This is a genomic window from Micromonospora fiedleri, assembly GCF_016774385.1.
Taxonomy (GTDB): domain Bacteria; phylum Actinomycetota; class Actinomycetes; order Mycobacteriales; family Micromonosporaceae; genus Micromonospora; species Micromonospora gifhornensis.
This window is the reverse complement of sequence record NZ_JAETXL010000004.1, coordinates 603,186-622,698: the sequence shown is the minus strand read 5'-3', so window position 1 is coordinate 622,698 and position 19,513 is coordinate 603,186. Positions and strand designations below refer to the sequence as shown.

Below are 19,513 nucleotides of genomic sequence, written 5' to 3'. Positions count from 1 at the left end.
AGCCCGCCCGCCTTTCACGTCATTCGTCGTGGGACGGTGTCACCTGGTCAGCGTTGCAGGGTGAGGACGCCCGGACGGTAGGGCAGCAGGCCGTAGTCGCCGCCGGAGTTCGGGGCACGGCCCTGGTAGAGCAGTTGCAGGTTGCAGGGGTCAACGGTCATCGTCTGGTCGGCGTTGGAGCGGATCAACTCGCCGTGGCTGATGTCGTTGGTCCAGGTCGCGTTGCTGTTGGCCTTACCCGCGAACGGGTTGCTCTCCGACGCGGCCTGCGGCGTCCACGTCCCACCCAGACTCGTCGCGGTGAACGACCGGAAGTACCGGCCCTGCGACCCGATCGCCTCCACCAGCATCAGGTACCGGTTCTGACCCTGAAGCTTGTACACCTGCACACCCTCGAACAGGTTGTTCGTGGTGTCCGTCATGATCGTCGTGTAGTTCGACCCGAAGCTGCCCGGGAAGTTCCCGATCGGCATGCTCGCCCGGTAGATCCGACCGTTGTCACCGGCGAAGAACAGGTACATGTTCTGGTCATCACCGATCAACGCCTGATCGATCGGCCCGGTCCCCGAGTTCGAGATGCTGCCGGTGAACAGGGTCTGATGCGCCGACCAGCTGTTCACATTCGCCGGGTTCGTCGACGTCCGGTACGAGAACGCCGGCCCACCCCACTGGTAAGCGAGGACCCAGATGTTGCGCGGCGCGAAGTAGAACAACGACGGCGCCACAGCCGCGAACGGCATCTGGTTCTGGCTGGCCGAACCCATCTGGTTCCAGTTCGAGAACAACCCGAAGTTCATCGAACCCCACGTCGTGCCCGTGTCATGCGTGGTCGCGTAGACCAGGTGCTGACCGTTGTACGGGGCGTGCGTGAAGTCCTTCAGCGACACCCAACCGGCACGGGGCTGCGCGAGCGCGCCCGTCGACGACCACCGGTACGACGACGGCAAGTTGCAGGTGCCACCGGGCGGCGGGGTGGTGGGGGTCGGGTCGGGGTTGTTGCCCCCGTCGACGCGGACGAGCTGCCACTGCTGGTTGGCGCCGTTCCAGTCGTCGTACTGCACGATGTTGCCACCGTCAGCGGTCGAGGCGCCCTGCACCTCCACCACCTTGTTGCTGTGCCGGCTGATCAACCGGACATGGCCACCGTCGGAGTCGGCCAGCCGGAACTGCTGATTGGTCCCGTTGTGGTCGGTCCACTGCACGATGCTGCCACCGTTGGCGGTCGACCAGTTGTAGATGTCCAGCACCTTGCCCGACAACCGCGACTTCAGGCGGTAGTAGCCGCCACCCGAGTCGACGAACTGCCACTGCTGCTGATTGCCGTTGTTACGCGTCCACTGGGTGATCCGCGCTCCGTCGTTGGTGGCCAGGTTGTACACGTCCAACGCCTTGCCACTGTTGCGGTTGAGCAGCACGTACCACGCGTTCGTGTCCACTGTCGCCGCGGCGGCCGGGGTCGACGTCACCGCTACGGCGGTGACACCGCCCACCACCGCCGCCACGCCGGCCGCGACGACGCGCAGCAACCGCCCACGCCGACGCGACGGCGGCGCGAGCAATTCAGATCTACCAAAGGCAGACATGATCCTCCTTCAAGATGACCAGGACCCCGAACGGCCCAGGACGGTCACACCACGACGCGCAGCGACCGAGCCGTGACGTGTTAGCGCTAACAGTGGCGTCCGCATGCCCTGGCGCACGCCTGAACCAAGATCCGACGACACAGGCCTGCCCGGTGAACCTCCGGCGTCATCACCCTTGAACATCGAATGTGGGCGATAACATGCCGTTCGTCAAGCCGTAACTTGGTGGTTTCACGGAGACCGGCCGCGCCGGGAACCCGGGCGCGGCCAGTGCCGAACCGTCGCTGCGCAGGCATCGCCCTGCCCACCGCCACAGTCCAGGACGGACCGCCCGCAGCAGGCTGCCTGATGGCGCTAACATCGGCGTTTACGCATGATTCGGTCGCCGCCGCGCCTGCCCGGGAAAGGCGTACCGAACCCGGCCGGGCAGAGACTCGCCTTGCAGCGCACCAGCGCGGTCGCGCGGACTGGCGAACAAAAGACTTCCGTGCAGGAGATTTGGTATTGACCGGCCGCATGCCTGAAGGGACAGGGACGTCGATGACCCGCGAGGTGGATATCTGGTTCGACCCGAGTTGCCCGTACACCTGGATCACGTCGCGCTGGCTGGTCGAGGCCGCGACGGTGCGACAGCTGCACATCCGCTGGCACGTGATGAGTTTGTCGGTGCTCAACGAGCACCGGGAAGTCGATCCGGAAGGCGACACGGAGGGCTACCTCTGGGGACCGGTGCGCATCTGCGCGGCCGTCGAGCGGCGGTACGGCCAGGCCGGGCTGGCACGATTCTTCACCGCGTACGGTATTCGGGTTCACCAGGGCGGGCAGTGGGTCGAGTTCGCCGACGCGCTGGCCGACGCGGGCCTGCCCACCGACCTGGCGACGGCGGCCGACACCACCGAGTTCGACGATGCGGTCCGCGCGTCACACGCGGAAGGTGTCGCCCTGCTCGGCGATCACGTCGGCACTCCGATCATCAGCACCATCGGCGACGGCGGAGATCCGATGGCCTTCTTCGGCCCGGTGATCTCCCGGATTCCGCGGGGCGAGGAGGCGGGCCGGCTCTGGGACGGCGTCGTACTCGTCGCCGCGATGCCCGGCTTTCACGAATTGAAGGGGCGATCACACGCCGAACCGCAATTCGGCGAGGTCACCCCTCACTCTGCGTGAGCTCCCTTACAGCATCCACCCTGACGCCATCTTCTCGACAGGGCGTCGGTATCTTTGCCGACATGCTGTCGGCTACCTATCGGATGCGGTGAGCCCATGTTCCTCGCCATACGCGAACTTACTTTCGCCCGCGGTCGATTCGCCCTGATGGGCGTCGTCGTCGCGCTCATCGCGATCCTCACCGTACTGCTGAGCGGACTCTCCGTCGGTCTGGTCAACGACGGAGTCTCCGGCCTGAAACGTCTCCCCGTGACCTCGCTGGCCTTCCAGCACGAGGTCGCCAAGGACTCCGCCTTCTCCCGCAGCGTGGTGGAGACCTCAGCCGTCGACACCTGGGCGGCCCAGAACGGTGTTGCCGAGGCGGCACCACTGGGCAACACCCTCGCCAACGGTCGGACGAACCAGGGCATCGAGGTCGACCTCGCCCTCTTCGGCGTCGAGGTCGGCTCCTTCCTCGACCCGGCCGTCGCCGAGGGTCAGCGCCTGGCCGGCGAAGGCGAGGTGGTGATCAGCTCCACCGCCGCCGAGCTGGGCATTTCGGTGGGCGACACGATCACCCTGGAACCCGCCGGGACCCCCCTCAAGGTGGTGGGCATCCTCGGCGAGCAGCACACCTTCGGCCACGTCGACATCGGTTACCTCCCGCTGCGCTCGTGGCAGGAAGTGAAGGCAGGCGTACGGTCCGGCGACGCCGCACCCGAGCGCATCTACAACGAGATCACCGCGGTCGCCGTACGCGCCTCCGACGGTGCCGACGTCGACCTGGCGGCCGGTGACAAGGCCGCCGGCACGACCTCGATGACCCTGGAGCAGTCCTTCGGCGCCTCGCCGGGCTACACCGCCGAGACCTCCACGCTCCAGCTGATTCAGGTCTTCCTCTACGCCATCTCGGCCCTCGTGGTGGGCGCGTTCTTCACCGTGCTCACCGTGCAGCGCAAGCAGGAGATCGCCGTGATCCGGGCGCTCGGTGCCAGCACCCGTTACCTGCTCCGGGACAGCCTGCTCCAGTCGGTGGTGCTCCTCGTCCTCTCCGCCGGGGTCGGCGTCGGCATCGGTGTGGCAGCCGGCATCGGCATCTCGGCCAGCCCCATGCCGTTCGTGCTGGAGGCCGCACCCATCGCCGTCGCCACCGCTCTGCTGCTCATCCTGGGCGTCGTCGGTGCCACCGTGGCCGTCCTGCGCATCACTCGCGTCGACCCGCTCACCGCGCTCGGAGGCAACCGATGACCGCCATGCTGTCCCTGTCCGACGTCACTCTGATCCACGGCGACGGCGAAGACACCGTCACCGCCCTCGACAAGGTCAACCTGGAGGTCGAGGCGGGCGAACTGGTCGCGATCGTCGGCCCCTCCGGCGCCGGCAAGTCCAGCCTGCTGGCGGTCTGCGGAGCGCTCATCAGCCCCACCTCGGGCACGATCCGGCTCAACGACCTCGACCTCAGCGTGCAGTCGCCGCGCCGGCTCACCGCGATCCGTCGGGAGCGGATCGGCTTCGTGTTCCAGAGCGGCAACCTGATCCCCTCGCTCACCAGCCTGGACCAGGTACGGCTGCCGCTGACCTTCGGCAAGGTCGCCAACCCGCGTGACCCCCGGGAGTTGCTGGCCGAGGTCGGCATGTCGCACAAGGCGGACCGACGCCCGCACCAGCTCTCCGGCGGCGAACGGCAGCGGGTCGGCATCGCGCGGGCACTCGTCACCCGCCCGCAGGTGCTCCTGGTGGACGAGCCGACCGCGGCGCTGGACCGCCAGCGCAGCCAGGACGTCGTCGCGCTCCTGGCCCGCGAGGCGCACGAGCACGGGGTCGCCACCGTCATGGTCACCCACGACCACGAGGTGCTGCACCACTGCGACCGGGTGCTTGAGATGATCGACGGCAGGCTGTTGCCCGCCGAGAGCAACGCCGCGGTCTGAGGTCACCGCCCGGACCAGTTAGCCAGACGAGGAGGAGCGCGTGCCGCGGATCCAGGCGGCCAGCGTCGCCGAGCACCACGCCCGACAACGGCGTGCCCTGCTGGACGCGGCACGCGCTCTGCTGGCCGAGACCGAGCAGGCGCCCTCCATGGCGGCGATCGGACGCCGCGCCGGGCTCGCCCGCTCCAGCGTCTACCAGTACTTCGCCTCCGCCGAGGACCTTCTCGCCGCCGTCGTCGCGGACGTCTTCCCGACGTGGGCGGGCCAGGTTCTGGAGCGGGTGACGGCGGCGCCGACGCCGGGCACCCGCATCTGGGCGTACGTGGTGGCGAACGTCGACCTGTTCGCAAGCTCCGAGCAGGCGGTGGCCCGGGCCCTCACCCGGGTGGTGGAACCGCGCGTGTTGCAGGGCCCGCTGGAGGAGTTCCACGCCCAACTCCAGGGGCCCCTGCGGCAGGCGCTCGCCGAGTTCGGTGAGCCGGAGCCGGAGACGATGGCCGAGCTGATCGACTCCCTCATCGTGCGGGCGTCCCAGGACGTCGGCGCCACCGTCCGCACGCAGGCGAGGAGGACCGCAGACGTCACGCTCGCCCGGTTACGCCGGCTGCTCGGCCCGTACCTCGGCCTGGGTCCGCAGGACTGACGCCCCACCGGCCCCGGCCGAGGCACGGGCCGCGCTGGTCAGAGCAGGAGCAGCAGGGCCGATCCGACCACCACCGCCGGAATGGTGGTGATGACCGTGGCCATCAACGCGGAGTGTCGGCGCAGTGCGGCGAGCGGGATCAACGCGTCGCCGTCCTGACTTATCGCGTTGGCGACCAGGGTCGGCAGCGGCAGTCCCCCGCTGACGTACAGGCCGGTGAAGACGATCTGCACCGCGCAGCCGGGGATCAGGCCGATGCCGGCGCCGACCAGCACACCCAGCAGCCCACCGAGCGCGATCTGCGAACCGTCGAATCCGGTGGTGCTGGTGACCACCTGCCAGGCCAGGTACGCCACCGCCACCCAGACGGTGATGAAGGACGCCTCGTGGGCGCTGTGCCGCAGGGTCGCCCCGATCGACTGCGGGTGCGCGGTCTCCAGGTTGTCGTCCGCCAGCCGTCCGCGACCGGCGGCGAAGATCAGCGTGGCGAGCAGGGTGCCGAGCACACCGAGCGCCAGGTACGGGTCGACCCCACCGAGTGCCCGGGTCAGCATCGCCGGGTCGATCAGTTGGAACAGCACCGGTACCGACACGGCGAAGGCCGGCACGGTCAAGCCCCAGAAGATCGTGGACGCCGACATCTGCGGCAGCACGCCACCGAGCAACCGTCGTGAACCGGCCAGGTCGGGCACCCCGACCGCAACCAGGCCGCCACCGCCTCCGACCGGCACGGCCCCAGACCCGCCGGACCCGGACCCGCCGACCCCAGAACCGCCGGAACCAGCACCGCCGACCCCGGAGCCGACGGGCGTGGTCAGTGCCGCGGAACCGGCGGGCACGGCCACCACGGCGGGTGTCCGGCGTACCGCACGTGCCGGGTCGATGCCGAGCGCGTCCACCACGTACCCGGTGATCAGACCGACCACGAAGAGCAACGTGTGGATCTTGAGCGCGAACATCGGATTCCAGGCCATCACCACCCACGAGGAATCGCCCATGGTCGCCACCAGGGCAGCGATCACCGTGCCGAACGACACCTTGCCCCGGGCGTACAGCGGCATGAGGATGATCGCGCCACCGCAGCCGGGACTCACCCCCAGCAGCGCTCCGACCATCGGCCCGAACCGCCGATGCCGGGTCAGCCCGTCGGTGACCCGGTCTCCGTAGCGCCAGCGCAGCCAACCGAAGAGCGCCACCATCACCGCGACGTAGACACCAACCTGCATGAACGCGTCAGCGATCGGACGCAGGACGATTTCGGCCATGAACACACCTCCAGGCGACAGACGGCCTGCGGGGGATGTGCTGCTTCAGGCCGCAGCAGGTACGCCACGGCACTTCCCCGGACGCTGGCCCTTATGGGCCATTCGGCGACCCCGCTGGGTCATCCGGTCCAGTCACGGTCCGGGATCGCCTTCGGTACGAATGCGCATGATGGCTCGTTAACCGGGAAGGAGCGAACATGTCACACTGTTCCCCCATCCGGGTCGCAGTCGTCGACGGCCAGCCGATCTTCGCTCGCGGCCTCGAACTGCTCCTTCCTGCCGCCACCGATGGGCGGGCGCAGGTGGTGGGCTTCACCGCCGACGCCGCGGCGGCGGCCTCGCTGGTCCGCCGGTGCGTACCTGACCTGGCCCTGGTCGACCTGCACATGCCGGCGCCGGGAGGGATCCGAGCCGTGGCGGCGATCCGACGGACCACGCCACAGGTCCGCATCGTGGCCATGTCCGACGCGGAGGACCTGAGTTCGCCGCTACAGGCGCTGGAGGCCGGCGCCGGGGCGTACGTGCCCAAGAGCGCCGAGCCGGAGAAGCTGCTCCCCCCACTGCTGGCGGTCCTGGACGGCTGGGCGGTGATGCCGACGCAACTGCTGAGCACGTTGCTGCGACCCGCCCGGTTCCCGCCCGTCAGCCTCGACGAGGCGGAGCGTGCCCTGCTCCGATCCATCGCCGCCGGCCGGAGCACCCTGGAGATCGCCGATCAGATGCACGTCTCCGACCGGACCGTGAAGCGGATGTCGGCCGCGCTGTTGCGCAAGTTGCGGGTCTCCAACCGCGCCCAGGCCGCAGCCCTCGCCGGCCATGCGGGGCTGCTCGACGACTGACCGGTCACGCCCGGCAGGTCTCATCGCTCGACGTCGTCGGTACGCGGGCGGGCACCGGCGATGAACGTGTCGAGCGCCGGCCCGTGCAGCACGCCGCCGGGCAGCGGATCACGCAGTGCCCGTACCACCAGGCGCGCCACGGGTAGTCGGTCCGGGCGCAGCGCCGCCGCGAGGACCACGTTGCCGTACCGCCGGCCGCGCAGCATCCGGCGGTCGGCGACGACGCAGACGTCGGCGAAGACCGCCCGCAGGGTGGCCGCCTGCACCCGGGCGAGGACCAACGGCGGCAGGTCTGTCACGTTGACCAGGTAGATGCCGTCCGGTCGCAGCACCCGGGCGACCTCGGCGGCGAACGCCACGGTCGCCACGTGCGGCGGCATCCGGGCCGCCCGGTAGATGTCGGCGAGCACCAGGTCGTACGCCCCGGCGGGTGCCTCGGCGACCGCGTCCCGCGCGTCGGCGACGTGGATCTCGACGCCGCCCGGGACGGGCGGCAGCTCGCGTGTCACCAGGTCGACCACGGCCTGTTCCCGCTCGACGACCAGCTGCGCCGAGCTGGGCCGGGTGGCGGCGAGGTAGCGCGGCAGCGTCAGTGCGCCGCCGCCGAGGTGCAGCACGTCCAGCGGCCGACCGGCGGGCGCGGCGAGATCGGCCACGGCGGCCATCCGCCGGACGTACTCGAAGTGCAGGTACGTGGGATCGACGAGATCGACGTACGACTGCTCCACACCGCCGGCCAGCAGCGTACGCCCGGTGGGCCGGACCGGATCGACGACAAGTTCCAGCCGGTCGTCGTCGGATGCCCCCATGACCAGGCAGGCTAACCGACCCGCCCGAGCTGCTCTGCCGGCCCGCCGGCACCGCCTCAGGCGGTGCCGGTCTCGCGGCCGGCCCGGATCGACCCGCCGGTCGCGAGCCGCATGAGGTCGGTGTTGAAGTCGATCTCCTGCGGGCCGCTGCTCGGCCGGGCGTTTCCACCCCAGGTGTGCTGGTAGCTGTCCCAACTCTGGTCGGTGATGGCGCTGCGGACGGAGCTCGCCACCAGCGCTGCCAACTCGGCGGCCGTGCGGTCGATCCGACGCCCGAGGGAGGTGTCTCCCCAGTCCTCGGGGGCGGCGAAGACCGAGGTCGGGACCGGCAGGGCCCGCATGAAGGCGAAGAGCGGACGCAGCTGATCGTCGATCACCAGGGCGTGCCGCGAGGTGCCCGCAGTGGCGCCGAGCGCGATGGGTGTGGCGATGAGCAGGTCGTTGTCGAGCACGTCCACGAAGGATTTCAGCAGCCCGCTCATGCCGGCCTTGTAGACGGGCGTGGTGACGACCACGCCGTCGGCGCCGGCCAGCGTCTGGATCGCGGTGAGGAGGTCACCTTGCGGGTGACCACTGACGATGGCGCTGGCGATCTCACCGGCGAGCGGCCCGAGGTCGATGATCGTGACGGTGGCCTCGATGTCACGGGCAGCGAGCCGGTCGAGGGTCTTCTGCGCGATGCGGTCGGCGAGCCGACGCGAGGACGAGGGCACGCTCGTACCACCGTTGACCACGACGATGCGGCGGGGCGCGGTGTCGTCGGGGTCGGTGTGTCCGGGCGCGGAGGTCGCCGGGGTGTGCGAGGGCTCGAAGGTCATGCCGAGTCCTGACTGTCGTGTCGGGTGGGGCCGGGGTCGATCCGGTCGATGACCTGCTGGGTGAGGGCCCGCAGCTCGGTGAGCTGGGCCGGGGTGAGTGCGCCCGTCATGGCCGACGTGACCGCCTGGGCGTGACGGGCGCCGACGGCCCGCTGGAGCGCGGCACCCTTCTCGGTAAGCGTGAGTACGGACGCACGGCGGTCACGGGGGTCGCAGTCGCGAGCGACAAGTCCGCGCTGCACGAGCCGGCTGCACAACCGCGACACCCCGGCCTGGGTCATGAGGATGCCGCGGTTGATCTCCGTCATGCTCATGCCCTGCGGCGATTTCCTCAGCGTGTAGAGGACGTCGTACTCGTTGGGCGTGAGCTCGTGCCAGATGTCGTCGGCCAGGAACCGGCGGGCGAGGAGGACCTGGGCCCGGAAAAGGCTCTCCCAGGCCTCGTTCGCCAGCCGCTCCTCGGCGTTCACCGGATCACCGGGTAGACGGCGGGCGTCGCGGGGTCGCTGTCCTGGTAGGGCGAGGTGCCCGTGACGTTGTCACCGCGGTTGGCGTTGGGTCGCGGCTGCCGCGGCTGCTCGTCGCCGTACTTCTGCCGGACCCGCTGCTCGTGGGTGGGTGCCTCGGCGGCCTGCGGGGAGCGACGCGACGCCATCTCCTTGCGCAGCACCGGGACGACCTCCTCGCCGAGCAGGTCGAGCTGTTCGAGAACCATCTTCAGCGGCATGCCGGCGTGGTCCATGACCCAGAGTTGGCGCTGGTAGTCACCGAACATCTCCTGGAATCCGAGCGTCTTGTCGATCACCTGTTGCGGGCTGCCGACACTCAGCGGGGTGCGCTCGGCGTACGTCTCCAGGGAGATGCTGTGGTCGTAGACCGGCGCCTCGTCGAAGTACGGGCGGAAGGTGCGGAAGGCGTCCTGCGACCTGCGGGCGATGAAGGCCTGACCGCCCAGCCCGACGATCGCCTGCTCCTCGGTGCCGTGCCCGTAGTGGGCGAAGCGCCGCCGGTAGAGGTTGACCAGCGGCAGGAAGTGCCCGGTCGGGGCCAGGATGTTGTTGGCGAAGAAGCCGTTGCCGTAGTAGGCGGCCTGCTCGGCGATCTCCGGCGTACGGATCGAGCCGTGCCAGACGAAGGGCGGTACGTCGTCCAGCGGCCGAGGGGTCGAGGTGAAGCCCTGCAACGCCGAGCGGTACGTGCCCTCCCAGTCCACGACGTCCTCCCGCCACAGCCGGTGCAGCAGGTTGTAGTTCTCGAGGGCCAGCGGCAGCCCTTGACGGATGTCCTGACCGAACCAGGGATAGACGGGAACCGTGTTGCCTCGGCCGAGCGTGAGATCCAGCCGGCCCTTGGCCAGGTGCTGGACCATCGCGTACTCCTCGGCGATGCGCACGGGATCGTTCGTGGTGATCAAGGTGACCGAGGTGGAGAGGATGATCCGCTTGGTCAGCGCGGCGACGTGGGCCAGGAAGGCCGCCGGGGACGAGGAGAAGAACGGCGGGTTGTGGTGCTCGCCGATCGCGAAGACGTCCAGGCCGACCTCTTCGGCCTGGACCGCGATCCGGGTCATGGCGTCGATGCGTTCCGCCTCGCTCGGTGTGGTGCCGGTGACCGGGTTCCGGGTGACGTCACTGACGGAGAAGATGCCGAACTGCATGGTGATGCCTTTCCGGGGTTGGTGAGGTCTGACGGCGTGCCCACCGACCTCAACGTACATGACAAGTCATGTATTTCGACGGCCGGTGCGGCTGAGGCCAGGACGGTGCTGCCGGAGCGGTGGGCAGGGTCGTCCACCGCCCCGGCGACGGCAGGCCGGGCTCAGGCGACGCGGGCACCCAGCAGTTCGGCGCGCAGCGCGTCGAGTTGCTCGTCGGTGTCGCTCGCGACCCGGCGCAGGATCTCCACCGCGTCCTGCCCGACCGGTGCCCGGCTGGGGGCAGGTTCCTCGGTGGCGAGGCGGACCACCCAGGCCGCCGCGTCCACGGCAGGCAGCCCGGAACCCTGCATGCTGTTGAGCGCGTCCTTGAAGGCGGCGAAGTTCTCCCCGTACAGATCTCGCTGCTGCGCTGTGAAGCTCTCGGTGACGCGGTCCAGCGCCGCGGCGGTCTTGGCCGGTCCGCCGGTGAGCATGTTTCCGGCCTGGGCGATCACCACGTCGACCCCGAAGGGACGCAGTTCGTTGCGGTAGACGTCGGCGATCGCTTCGAGCGCGGCCTTTGTCGCGCTCGATGGTCCGTTGAACTGCAACGGGAAGCGACCGGTCATCGCGCCGATCAGCACGATCCGCCCGCGGGCGGTGCGCAGCAACGGCAGGAAGGCATTGGTCGCCGAGATGGTGCCGAAGACGTTGACGTCGAACTCCCGGCGTATCTCCGCGATGGGCAGCACCTCCAGCGGGCCCGGGGTGAGGATGCCGGCGTTGTTGATCAGAATGTCCAGGCCATGGTCGCCCACGGCCTCGGCAACCTCGTCCGCCCAGGCACGGACGGCCGCATCGTCGGCGACATCGACGATGCTGAGGTTGACGCCCGGCTCGTCCGCGAGGCCGCCGGCCTCCTCCATCGAAAGCGCGGTCCCGTAGACCGTGTAACCCACCGCGGCGAACTGCAGCGCGAGCTCACGCCCCAGGCCGCTCGCGGCACCGGTGACAGCGACGGTCCGAAGCTCAGACATGGCGAGCACCCCTTCCCCGATTCGTTGTGCCGATCCGTGGTGGACCGGCACTCCCCCCAACATTCATGACTCGTCATGTATTTCGGATGACGGTCGTCGGTCGGCCTTCTCGGCTCAGCCACGAGCCGACGCCGAGACCCTGAACCGTTTTCAGTCTGGCTGCGTGTAGATGCCGAGCGGCTTTGGAAGCGCTTAAACCAGGAGAAAACGGAGAGTTCAGTGTCGCGAAAGAGTGCTTTGTCCATTGTTGTGCTGATGGCGGTCGGTGCCGCGTTGGCCGCCTGCGACTCGACCCCGAGCACCCCCGCCCCGCAGCCCACCGCCGTCGGGCAGGGCGAGACCACTCCCGCTACGGTGCCCGGCGAGGGCGCTGCCGGGCTCTCACTGCTCACCGGCACCGCCAGAGCCAACAACTCCCCCGCCGACACCGGGGACTGGGCGGTGCCGAACGGCGGCGTGCCGAAGGGTGCGGTGGCCCGGGCCGCGGCGAAGTGGGTTCAGCTCACCGCGAGCAGAGCCGGCGACCTCGACCCGGTCGTGGTGAACGGCGCCCGGCTGACCCTCTACCGCTTCGACAACGACAGCAACAAGCCGTCGAAGTCGAACTGCAACGGCGACTGCGCGGCCACCTGGCCCCCGGTGACCATCGCCCCCGGCGGCACGATCTTCGTCGCCGGCGTCGAGCAGTCCGCGATCGGCACCGTACTGCGGAACGACGGCCGACTTCAGGTCACCATCGACGGCTGGCCGGTGTACCGGTTCGCTCGCGACACCCAGCCCGGTGAAACCCTGGGACAGGGCGTCGGCGGCACCTGGTTCGGCATCACCCCGAACGGTCAGAAGGCCGGCGGTGCGGACGCCCCGCAGGACGGTGGGCCGAACGTTCCACCGGCGACCAGCGTCATCCTCTTCGACGACGCCAACTTCAACGACCTCGGCCCGTCCCAGGGGGTCGCCGGCAGCGGTTGCCGAGACGTCGGCCGGGCCGGCGTCGCCTCCTCGCTGATCACGTCGGGTTCGCTCAAGCTCTGGTCCGGGCCGAACTGCACCGGCCGCTCGGTCGTGGTGGACGGCGACGTCGCCGACCTCGCTTCGATCAACTTCGACGACACGGTCGCCTCCGTCCTCTTCGGCTGACCCCTTTCGCTGCTTCACCGGATGTGCCGGCTCCGCCTCGCGCGGGCCGGCACATCCGTTTGTGGTGCCCGGCCTCCTGACCAGAACGGCCGGCAAGCACACCAGAGAACCTGATCGCCGCCGATGTCGACGACCGCAGTCTCCCGTCCGGTTTCGCCCGGGTGCAGGCGTTCCGGGAGGGCTTTGCGGCCGCCGACCCGACGGCCTGCGCCGACCTGTTCCGGTAAATGCCACACCGGCCGGGGCCCGCTACGGATGCCCCGGACGGTGGCTGGTGTCGACGCCTACAGCGCCACGTCGGCGTACGTCTTGCCGTCGGTGTTCTCCACGCGGACGGCGACCACCTCGGACGGCGCGATCAGGGCACTGCCGTCCAGCGTGACCCCTTCGGTCTCGCCTTTCGCGGAGACCAACCAACTGCCGGCCAGGATGGTGCTGCCATCCCGACCGACGACGATCAGCCGACAGCGTTCCCCGGCCGGTATACCGAGAACCGCCGCGTTGACCCGGACCCAACCCTCGGACGGCGCCACCGCGACCGTCATGCGTACACCGGTGTCCTGGTCCAGTGCGGTGGCGAACCGGGTCCCCGGCGCGGCGGGGGTGGCGGAGACGGCCGGGGTCGGCACGGCGGCCACCTGCGCTGCCGCACCGTCGGCCGAGCGCCCCACCATCACGCCGGCCGAGACGGAGGCGGCGACGGCCGCAGCCGCAGCCACCGCGATCAGACCGGTCCGGCGCTGCCGCTGCTCCCGCGACTCCGACCGGATCTGCCGGAGGGTGCGTTGCAACAGCAGGTCACCACCATCGGGCGGCCCATCCAGCAGCATCGCGTCGGGTACCGCCTCCAACGCCATCTCGTACTCCCGCAGGGACTCGACCTCGGCGCGGCACTGCGCGCAGCCGGTCAGGTGCTCCTCGATCTGTCGGACCTGCTCGGCGTCGAGTATCTGCATGAGATATCCACCGATGTCAACGTGTTCATCGGCAAGGTGCGACGGGTTTGTGCTCATGAGGCAGGCCGTTCCGCTTCGACCGGACGCTTCGCGATGTCGCGCAGCGCGCGGAGTGCGTAGTAGGAGCGTGACTTGACCGTTCCCGGCGGGATGTTCAACGCCTTGGCGGCTTCCGCGACTGTACTCCCCAGTAGGTACACCTGCTCCAACACCTCACGGTGTTCGGTGGAAAGCTGGTTGAGGGCGTCCATCACCACCATCGAGGTGACCACCTGGTCGGCGTGGTCGCGTTCGATGGCGATGTCGGTGGGCGACTCCGGCACCTCGGTGGGCCGGGCCCGGCGGGCGCGCACCTGGTCGGTGACGATGTTGCGGACCACGGTCAGCAGCCAGCCGCGTACCGATCCCTTGCCGTTGACCAGGCTGTCCGGATGCCGCCAGGCCCGAACCAGTGCCTCCTGCACCACGTCCTCGGCCGCCGCCCGGTCCCGCGTCAACTGCGACGCGTACGCGAGCATCGCCCGCCCGTGCTCGTGAAACAGCGACCGCACCAGCGCCTCGTCCGCCACCTCCCGGCGTCGGTCACCCCGCAGCCCGGTCACCGACCGCACCTTCTGTCGCCCCGGCGTCGACGATCCAGGCTCCTCGGGTTCCGGCGACGAAGGTCTCGACCACCCCCGACGGGTCATCGGCCTGGTCATGTCGTTCCCCCCTGGGCATCCGACGGCGTCGCAGAGACGGCGGCGGCACAGTTGGTGGCCATCACGGACCACACCCCTCGTGCCCGCCTCGGCCGGCCGGGCGGGGTCACCGCACGCGGTAGGGACACGTCCGGCGGCACGAGCGGAAGCAACAGCCTGCGGACGGAAGAACAGGTCATTTTCGTACCAATCTCACGAAACGAAGGGCGAGCCGAACAGCCCGGTGGCCGGGCGGGGAGCCGATCGGGCGCGCGAGGCCGCCGCGGGTGTCAGACGCAGCCCGCGTACGCCGATGTCAAAGGCACCGTCGGGCCGGCGAATCCTGGCCGCGGTGGATGGGGAGACCGCTGAGCTGACCCGGTCGGGGCCGCGTGGCTGGCCCCCCTCGCCGGGCGGCCCCGACCGGAGCGCAACGGGAATCAGCCGAAGCTGTTCCCGGTCCGGGTGTCGACGGGGTAGCTAGCCATGCTGGTATCCGCTCCTGTCCTGGTGGACTGCTCCGAAGGGGTCCGGACTGCCCGGCACGGCCAGCGCCACCGGCGTTGACACCACCCACACGGTTACCGACACACAGCAGTTCACACAGTTCGACGGCAAGGCCGGAAAGTGGTCGGCACCACAGCCGGACGGCACATCTGAACCGGTTCGCGACCGGTTCCGTGTGCCCGCCGAGCCGACGGACGAGCAGCGGTCAGTTGCGAAGTGCCGGCCCCGGTGCCGAGGAGGGCTCGTCGACGCAGGTCCGGCCGCTGTTCAGGCAGGCGACCACCCGCGCCATCAGCTCGTCCGGCATGAGGTTGACGAAGAACGCGTGATCGGTGCGGGGGCTGTTGCGTTGCCCGTCGAACGCGTCGATCCGGAACCGCTGGCCGGTCGGCAGGTCGTAGGCGGCGACCAGGCGCAACTGCGGCACCGGGAAGGTGCCCTTCGGGCAGCCACCGTTCACCGCCGGGAAGACGAGGTGGGCCCGGTGATCGGGGGTGTCCAGGTGCCGACCGTCCCAGCAACTCGGGAAGTCGTGGATGCGGACCACCTGGTCACCAGGCGGGCAGACCGGGTAGCTGGTGGTACGCCGGTCCGACGTACTGCCGCAGGTCCAGGTGGCCCGCGCCCGCGCGCCGCCGTTGGTGATCGCCGCGGCGTCACCGACGGTGCCCCGCAGCAGGCGCGGCATCGGCACGACGTTGCCCTGCGGGTTGCCCCGGTAGGTCAGGGTGAACGCGCTCGGCACCTGAATCCGCCCACCGTGCCCGCCGGTGGTGTTGTCGTGCCCGTCGGCGGGTTCTTCGTCGATCAGGCGCAGCACCGGCCAGAAGTACGTCGACAGGTCGCCGTTGCGGCACGTGGTCTCGCCGTCGGCCAGGCTCTCGACGGTGGAGTCGACGTCGGTGGAGAGGTTGCCGACGTAGTCGTGCACGTGGTGGGCGGGGCCGGGGTGACCGGGTGCGGCGACCACGTTGACGGTGTTGCGGTGGCCGTTCTCGTTGCGACCGCAGTCCCAGGTGTAGCTTCCGGTCGCGGCACCGAGGGCCGGCACCGGCTGGGTGAGGTTCGGTGGTACGGCGCCGATGTCGACGAAGTCGCCGCCCAACTGGGCCGCGATCTCGGTGCCCGCCGGTGCCCCACCGAGGTTGACGCCACAGCCGGCGACCAGGCCCAGCCCGGCTCCGATCAGCGCCATCTCCAGCGTCATCGCCAGGGCGTACGCCCGCCGCCGAGCCATCCCCGCCTTGCTCATGACGTCACCATATGCAGATTCCGCCGCCTCCCTCGCCGCTCATCGGCCGCCCGATGGGCCGTGCTGACCAGCGCAAACGCCCTTGGTTGTCGATCCCTGGTCGCTGCTGGTGTGACGATCGACGCGGTGTGACCCGGGTTACCCGGACCTCCCACCGCGCGTCCTCACCGGTCGGGTGGCGGGCCGAGCAGTTCGGTGAGCGCACCCTGCGCCGACCTCGGCGACCCGGTCCGACGGCCCGGCCAGCAGGTGCCGGATGTCCTCGTCGTCACGGATCACGGCACGACCTCCCGGTTGGTGAAAAGACGCAGATCCGGGCCGGGCCGGAAGGTTAACGCGCACTTTGCGGGTCTTCCGCGCCACCGGATGTGTCGAGTCCTCCACTCCGGAGCGACGGCCGGAAACGGTACCGATTACTTACCGAAACTACCGGTTGAAAAGGCTGGAACTTTCTGCCAGCCTGATAGCCACCGATCGATGTTGTCGTTAACATGATCTTCCGGACCGGGGAGGCGCCTCTCGCGACCAAGGCCACCTACGCACCCGGTCACATCTCCACCACCTGCCAGTCCACCGCCCGCAACAACGTCTCCGCGGGCAGACCGGGCAACCCATTTGGAACCCCTTCACCCGCTGGTCAGCCGACTCGCCTCCGGGCGGACGCTGACGTGATTCCTGGCCCGGTCGGCGGACCGACATCGCAGCTCGCCGCCGTCCGAGCGCCCCGAACAGCGACAGACATCTCCTATCCCACTAGTGGAGGATCAACATGATCTCCCGGACCCGTCCCTCCGGGCGTCGACTTCGAACGCTCTCCCTATCCGGAACGACCGCGATAGTTGCGGTCCTCGCCGCGTCGATGCTGCCCACTCTGGCCCACGCTGCCGAGTCCACTCTCGGTGCGGCCGCGAACCAGTCCGGCCGGTACTTCGGTGCCGCTGTGGCCGCTAACAAGCTCAACGACGGCGCGTACACGACGATCCTGAACCGCGAGTTCAACAGCGTCACGCCCGAGAACGAAATGAAGATCGACGCGACCGAGCCGCAGCAGAACAACTTCACGTTCGGCAACGCGGACCGGATCGTCAACCACGCCATCTCCCGCGGCTGGAAGGTCCGGGGTCACACGCTGGCCTGGCACTCGCAGCAGCCCGCCTGGATGGAGCGGATGGAAGGCCAAGCCCTGCGCTCGGCCATGCTCAACCACGTCACCCGGGTGGCGACTTACTACCGCGGCAAGATCGACTCGTGGGACGTGGTGAACGAGGCGTTCGAGGACGGCAACAGCGGCGCACGCCGTAACTCGAACCTCCAGCGCACCGGCGGCGACTGGATCGAGGCCGCGTTCCGCGCCGCCCGCGCCGCCGACCCGGGCGCGAAGCTCTGCTACAACGACTACAACACCGACAACTGGACCTGGGCCAAGACCCAGGCCGTCTACAACATGGTGCGCGACTTCAAGCAGCGGGGCGTACCGATCGACTGCGTCGGGTTCCAGTCGCACTTCAACGCGCAGTCGGCGTACAACAGCAACTACCGCACCACGCTGTCCAGCTTCGCCGCCCTCGGCGTCGACGTGCAGATCACCGAGCTGGACATCGAGGGTTCGGGCACCACGCAGGCCAACACCTTCCGCGCCGTGGTCAACGACTGCCTCGCGGTGCCGCGCTGCAACGGCATCACCGTGTGGGGCATCCGGGACAGCGACTCGTGGCGTTCCTACGGCACGCCGCTGCTGTTCGACAACAACGGCAACAAGAAGGCCGCCTACACGGCCACCCTGGACGCGCTGAACAGCGCCACCCCGGGTCCGACCCCCACGCCGACCACTCCGGGCCCCGGACCGACCACTCCGCCGCCCGGCGCGGCCAGTGAGATCGTCGGCACGCAATCGGGCCGGTGTATCGACGTACCGAACGCGTCACAGAACAACGGCACCCGCGTCCAGCTCTACGACTGCAACAAGCAGACCAACCAGGCCTGGACCTACAACGCCAACAGGCAACTTCAGGTGTACGGCAACATGTGCCTCGACGCCGCCGGCTCGGGCAACGGCGCAGCCGTACAGATCTACAGCTGCCACAGCGGCACCAACCAGCAGTGGAACGTCAACTCCAACGGCACCATCAGCGGAGTCCAGTCCGGGCGCTGCCTCGACGTCTGGAGCACCGCCAACGGCGCCCAGGTCCAGCTCTACGACTGCCACGGCGGCACCAACCAGCAGTTCCGGCTCGTCTCCCTCGGCGGTTCCAACCCGCCGCCCACCACCCCGCCGCCGACGACTCCGCCGCCCGGCACCACCTGTGACCTGCCGTCGTCGTACCGGTGGTCGTCGACCGGCGCGCTCGCGCAGCCCCGGGCCGGTTGGGTGTCGCTGAAGGACTTCACCCACGCCCCGTACAACGGTCAGCACCTGGTCTACGCCACCACCCACGACACGGGCACGACCTGGGGCTCGATGAACTTCGGTCTGTTCTCGAACTGGAACCAGATGGGTTCGGCCAGCCAGAACCAGATGCCGTTCGCCGCTGTGGCGCCGTCGTTGTTCTACTTCGCGCCGCGCAACATCTGGGTCCTCGCCTACCAGTGGGGTGGGCCGGCGTTCTCGTACCGCACGTCGACCGACCCCACCAACGTCAACAGCTGGTCGTCGGCCCAGACCCTGTTCACCGGGTCGATCTCCAACTCCAGCACCGGTCCGATCGACCAGGCGCTCATCGGTGACGACCAGAACATGTACCTGTTCTTCGCCGGCGACAACGGCCGCATCTACCGGGCCAGCATGCCGATCGGGAACTTCCCCGGCAGCTTCGGCTCCAACTACACCACGATCATGACCGACACCACGAACAACCTGTTCGAGGGCGTTCAGGTCTACAAGCTCCAGGGCCAGAACCGGTACCTCATGATCGTCGAGGCGATCGGCTCGCAGGGCCGCTACTTCCGGTCGTTCACCGCCACCAGCCTCGGCGGCACCTGGACCCCGCAGGCCACCTCCGAGAGCAACCCGTTCGCGGGCAAGGCCAACAGCAACGCGACCTGGACCAACGACATCAGCCACGGCGAACTCATCCGCTCCAACGCCGACCAGACGATGACCGTTGACCCCTGCAACCTCCAACTGCTCTACCAAGGGCGCTCCCCGAACTCGGGCGGCGACTACGGCCTCCTGCCCTACCGCCCGGGAGTACTGACTCTGCAGCGCTGACCGCGTGCAGGTCCGGCTCGGGCACAGCCGGAGCGGGCGGGTTCGGCAGCAGCCGAGCCCGCCCAC

General features: G+C 69.3%; 17 protein-coding genes. 7 read left to right on the top strand and 10 right to left on the bottom strand.

Annotation, left to right across the window (positions count from 1 at the left end):
* Nucleotides 1–47: 47 nt before the first annotated feature.
* On the bottom strand, nucleotides 48–1,583 hold the full coding sequence (locus tag JMF97_RS13860) for a non-reducing end alpha-L-arabinofuranosidase family hydrolase (RefSeq protein ID WP_203221912.1): 1,536 nt from the start codon (nucleotides 1,581–1,583) through the stop codon (nucleotides 48–50).
* A gap of 540 nt (nucleotides 1,584–2,123) precedes the next feature.
* Here JMF97_RS13860 and JMF97_RS13855 point away from each other — a divergent pair.
* From JMF97_RS13855 to JMF97_RS13840, 4 genes are all read left to right on the top strand, one after another.
* Nucleotides 2,124–2,750 (top strand): mycothiol-dependent nitroreductase Rv2466c family protein, encoded by a 627-nt coding sequence (locus tag JMF97_RS13855; RefSeq protein WP_203222007.1) that lies wholly within the window; start codon nucleotides 2,124–2,126, stop codon nucleotides 2,748–2,750.
* A 96-nt stretch (nucleotides 2,751–2,846) separates the two neighbouring features.
* Nucleotides 2,847–3,977, top strand: a complete 1,131-nt coding sequence (locus JMF97_RS13850; protein WP_203221911.1) for an ABC transporter permease — start codon at nucleotides 2,847–2,849, stop codon at nucleotides 3,975–3,977.
* Nucleotides 3,974–4,660, top strand: coding sequence for an ABC transporter ATP-binding protein (locus JMF97_RS13845; RefSeq protein ID WP_203221910.1), 687 nt, complete (start codon nucleotides 3,974–3,976; stop codon nucleotides 4,658–4,660). Before JMF97_RS13850 ends, JMF97_RS13845 begins: the two co-directional genes overlap by 4 nt.
* 40 nt (nucleotides 4,661–4,700) lie before the next feature.
* Complete coding sequence (locus JMF97_RS13840) at nucleotides 4,701–5,303, top strand: TetR/AcrR family transcriptional regulator (protein WP_203221909.1); 603 nt, start codon at nucleotides 4,701–4,703, stop codon at nucleotides 5,301–5,303.
* Nucleotides 5,304–5,341: 38 nt separating this feature from the next.
* On the opposite strand, the gene JMF97_RS13835 is transcribed toward JMF97_RS13840, so the two are convergent.
* Nucleotides 5,342–6,568 (bottom strand): putative manganese transporter, encoded by a 1,227-nt coding sequence (locus tag JMF97_RS13835; protein ID WP_203221908.1) that lies wholly within the window; start codon nucleotides 6,566–6,568, stop codon nucleotides 5,342–5,344.
* A 197-nt stretch (nucleotides 6,569–6,765) separates the two neighbouring features.
* On the opposite strand from JMF97_RS13835, the gene JMF97_RS13830 reads away from it, so the two are divergent.
* Nucleotides 6,766–7,407 carry a response regulator transcription factor gene (locus JMF97_RS13830; RefSeq protein ID WP_203221907.1) on the top strand — a complete coding sequence of 214 codons (642 nt, stop codon included), beginning with the start codon at nucleotides 6,766–6,768 and terminating at the stop codon, nucleotides 7,405–7,407.
* A 20-nt stretch (nucleotides 7,408–7,427) separates the two neighbouring features.
* On the opposite strand, the gene JMF97_RS13825 is transcribed toward JMF97_RS13830, so the two are convergent.
* The 5 genes from JMF97_RS13825 to JMF97_RS13805 all read right to left on the bottom strand — a co-directional run bounded on the left by JMF97_RS13825 (nucleotide 7,428) and on the right by JMF97_RS13805 (nucleotide 11,707).
* Nucleotides 7,428–8,216, bottom strand: a complete 789-nt coding sequence (locus JMF97_RS13825) for a spermidine synthase (protein ID WP_203221906.1) — start codon at nucleotides 8,214–8,216, stop codon at nucleotides 7,428–7,430.
* A gap of 56 nt (nucleotides 8,217–8,272) precedes the next feature.
* A complete protein-coding gene (locus JMF97_RS13820) occupies nucleotides 8,273–9,034 on the bottom strand; it encodes a CE1759 family FMN reductase (RefSeq protein ID WP_203221905.1) in 762 nt (253 codons plus the stop codon).
* Complete coding sequence (locus JMF97_RS13815) at nucleotides 9,031–9,504, bottom strand: MarR family winged helix-turn-helix transcriptional regulator (protein ID WP_203221904.1); 474 nt, start codon at nucleotides 9,502–9,504, stop codon at nucleotides 9,031–9,033. Before JMF97_RS13815 ends, JMF97_RS13820 begins: the two co-directional genes overlap by 4 nt.
* Entirely contained in the window at nucleotides 9,501–10,691 is a 1,191-nt protein-coding gene (locus tag JMF97_RS13810; RefSeq protein WP_203221903.1) for an LLM class flavin-dependent oxidoreductase, read from the bottom strand. The genes JMF97_RS13815 and JMF97_RS13810 overlap by 4 nt, the downstream gene beginning before the upstream one ends.
* Nucleotides 10,692–10,852: 161 nt before the next feature.
* On the bottom strand, nucleotides 10,853–11,707 hold the full coding sequence (locus JMF97_RS13805; protein WP_203221902.1) for an SDR family NAD(P)-dependent oxidoreductase: 855 nt from the start codon (nucleotides 11,705–11,707) through the stop codon (nucleotides 10,853–10,855).
* A gap of 255 nt (nucleotides 11,708–11,962) precedes the next feature.
* On the opposite strand from JMF97_RS13805, the gene JMF97_RS13800 reads away from it, so the two are divergent.
* Nucleotides 11,963–12,844: a hypothetical protein gene (locus tag JMF97_RS13800; RefSeq protein ID WP_203221901.1), complete on the top strand. Its 882-nt coding sequence runs from the start codon at nucleotides 11,963–11,965 to the stop codon at nucleotides 12,842–12,844.
* 284 nt (nucleotides 12,845–13,128) lie between these two features.
* Here the strand turns inward: JMF97_RS13800 and JMF97_RS13795 are convergent, their stop codons facing one another.
* The 3 genes from JMF97_RS13795 to JMF97_RS13785 all read right to left on the bottom strand — a co-directional run bounded on the left by JMF97_RS13795 (nucleotide 13,129) and on the right by JMF97_RS13785 (nucleotide 16,239).
* Nucleotides 13,129–13,857: a zf-HC2 domain-containing protein gene (locus tag JMF97_RS13795; protein ID WP_203221900.1), complete on the bottom strand. Its 729-nt coding sequence runs from the start codon at nucleotides 13,855–13,857 to the stop codon at nucleotides 13,129–13,131.
* Nucleotides 13,854–14,354, bottom strand: coding sequence for a sigma-70 family RNA polymerase sigma factor (locus JMF97_RS13790; protein ID WP_203222006.1), 501 nt, complete (start codon nucleotides 14,352–14,354; stop codon nucleotides 13,854–13,856). The genes JMF97_RS13795 and JMF97_RS13790 overlap by 4 nt, the downstream gene beginning before the upstream one ends.
* Before the next feature lie 838 nt (nucleotides 14,355–15,192).
* On the bottom strand, nucleotides 15,193–16,239 hold the full coding sequence (locus tag JMF97_RS13785; protein ID WP_203221899.1) for a DUF1996 domain-containing protein: 1,047 nt from the start codon (nucleotides 16,237–16,239) through the stop codon (nucleotides 15,193–15,195).
* Nucleotides 16,240–17,008: 769 nt separating this feature from the next.
* Here JMF97_RS13785 and JMF97_RS13780 point away from each other — a divergent pair.
* A complete protein-coding gene (locus JMF97_RS13780) occupies nucleotides 17,009–19,447 on the top strand; it encodes a non-reducing end alpha-L-arabinofuranosidase family hydrolase (RefSeq protein ID WP_273543850.1) in 2,439 nt (812 codons plus the stop codon).
* The last annotated feature ends 66 nt before the right edge of the window (nucleotides 19,448–19,513 follow it).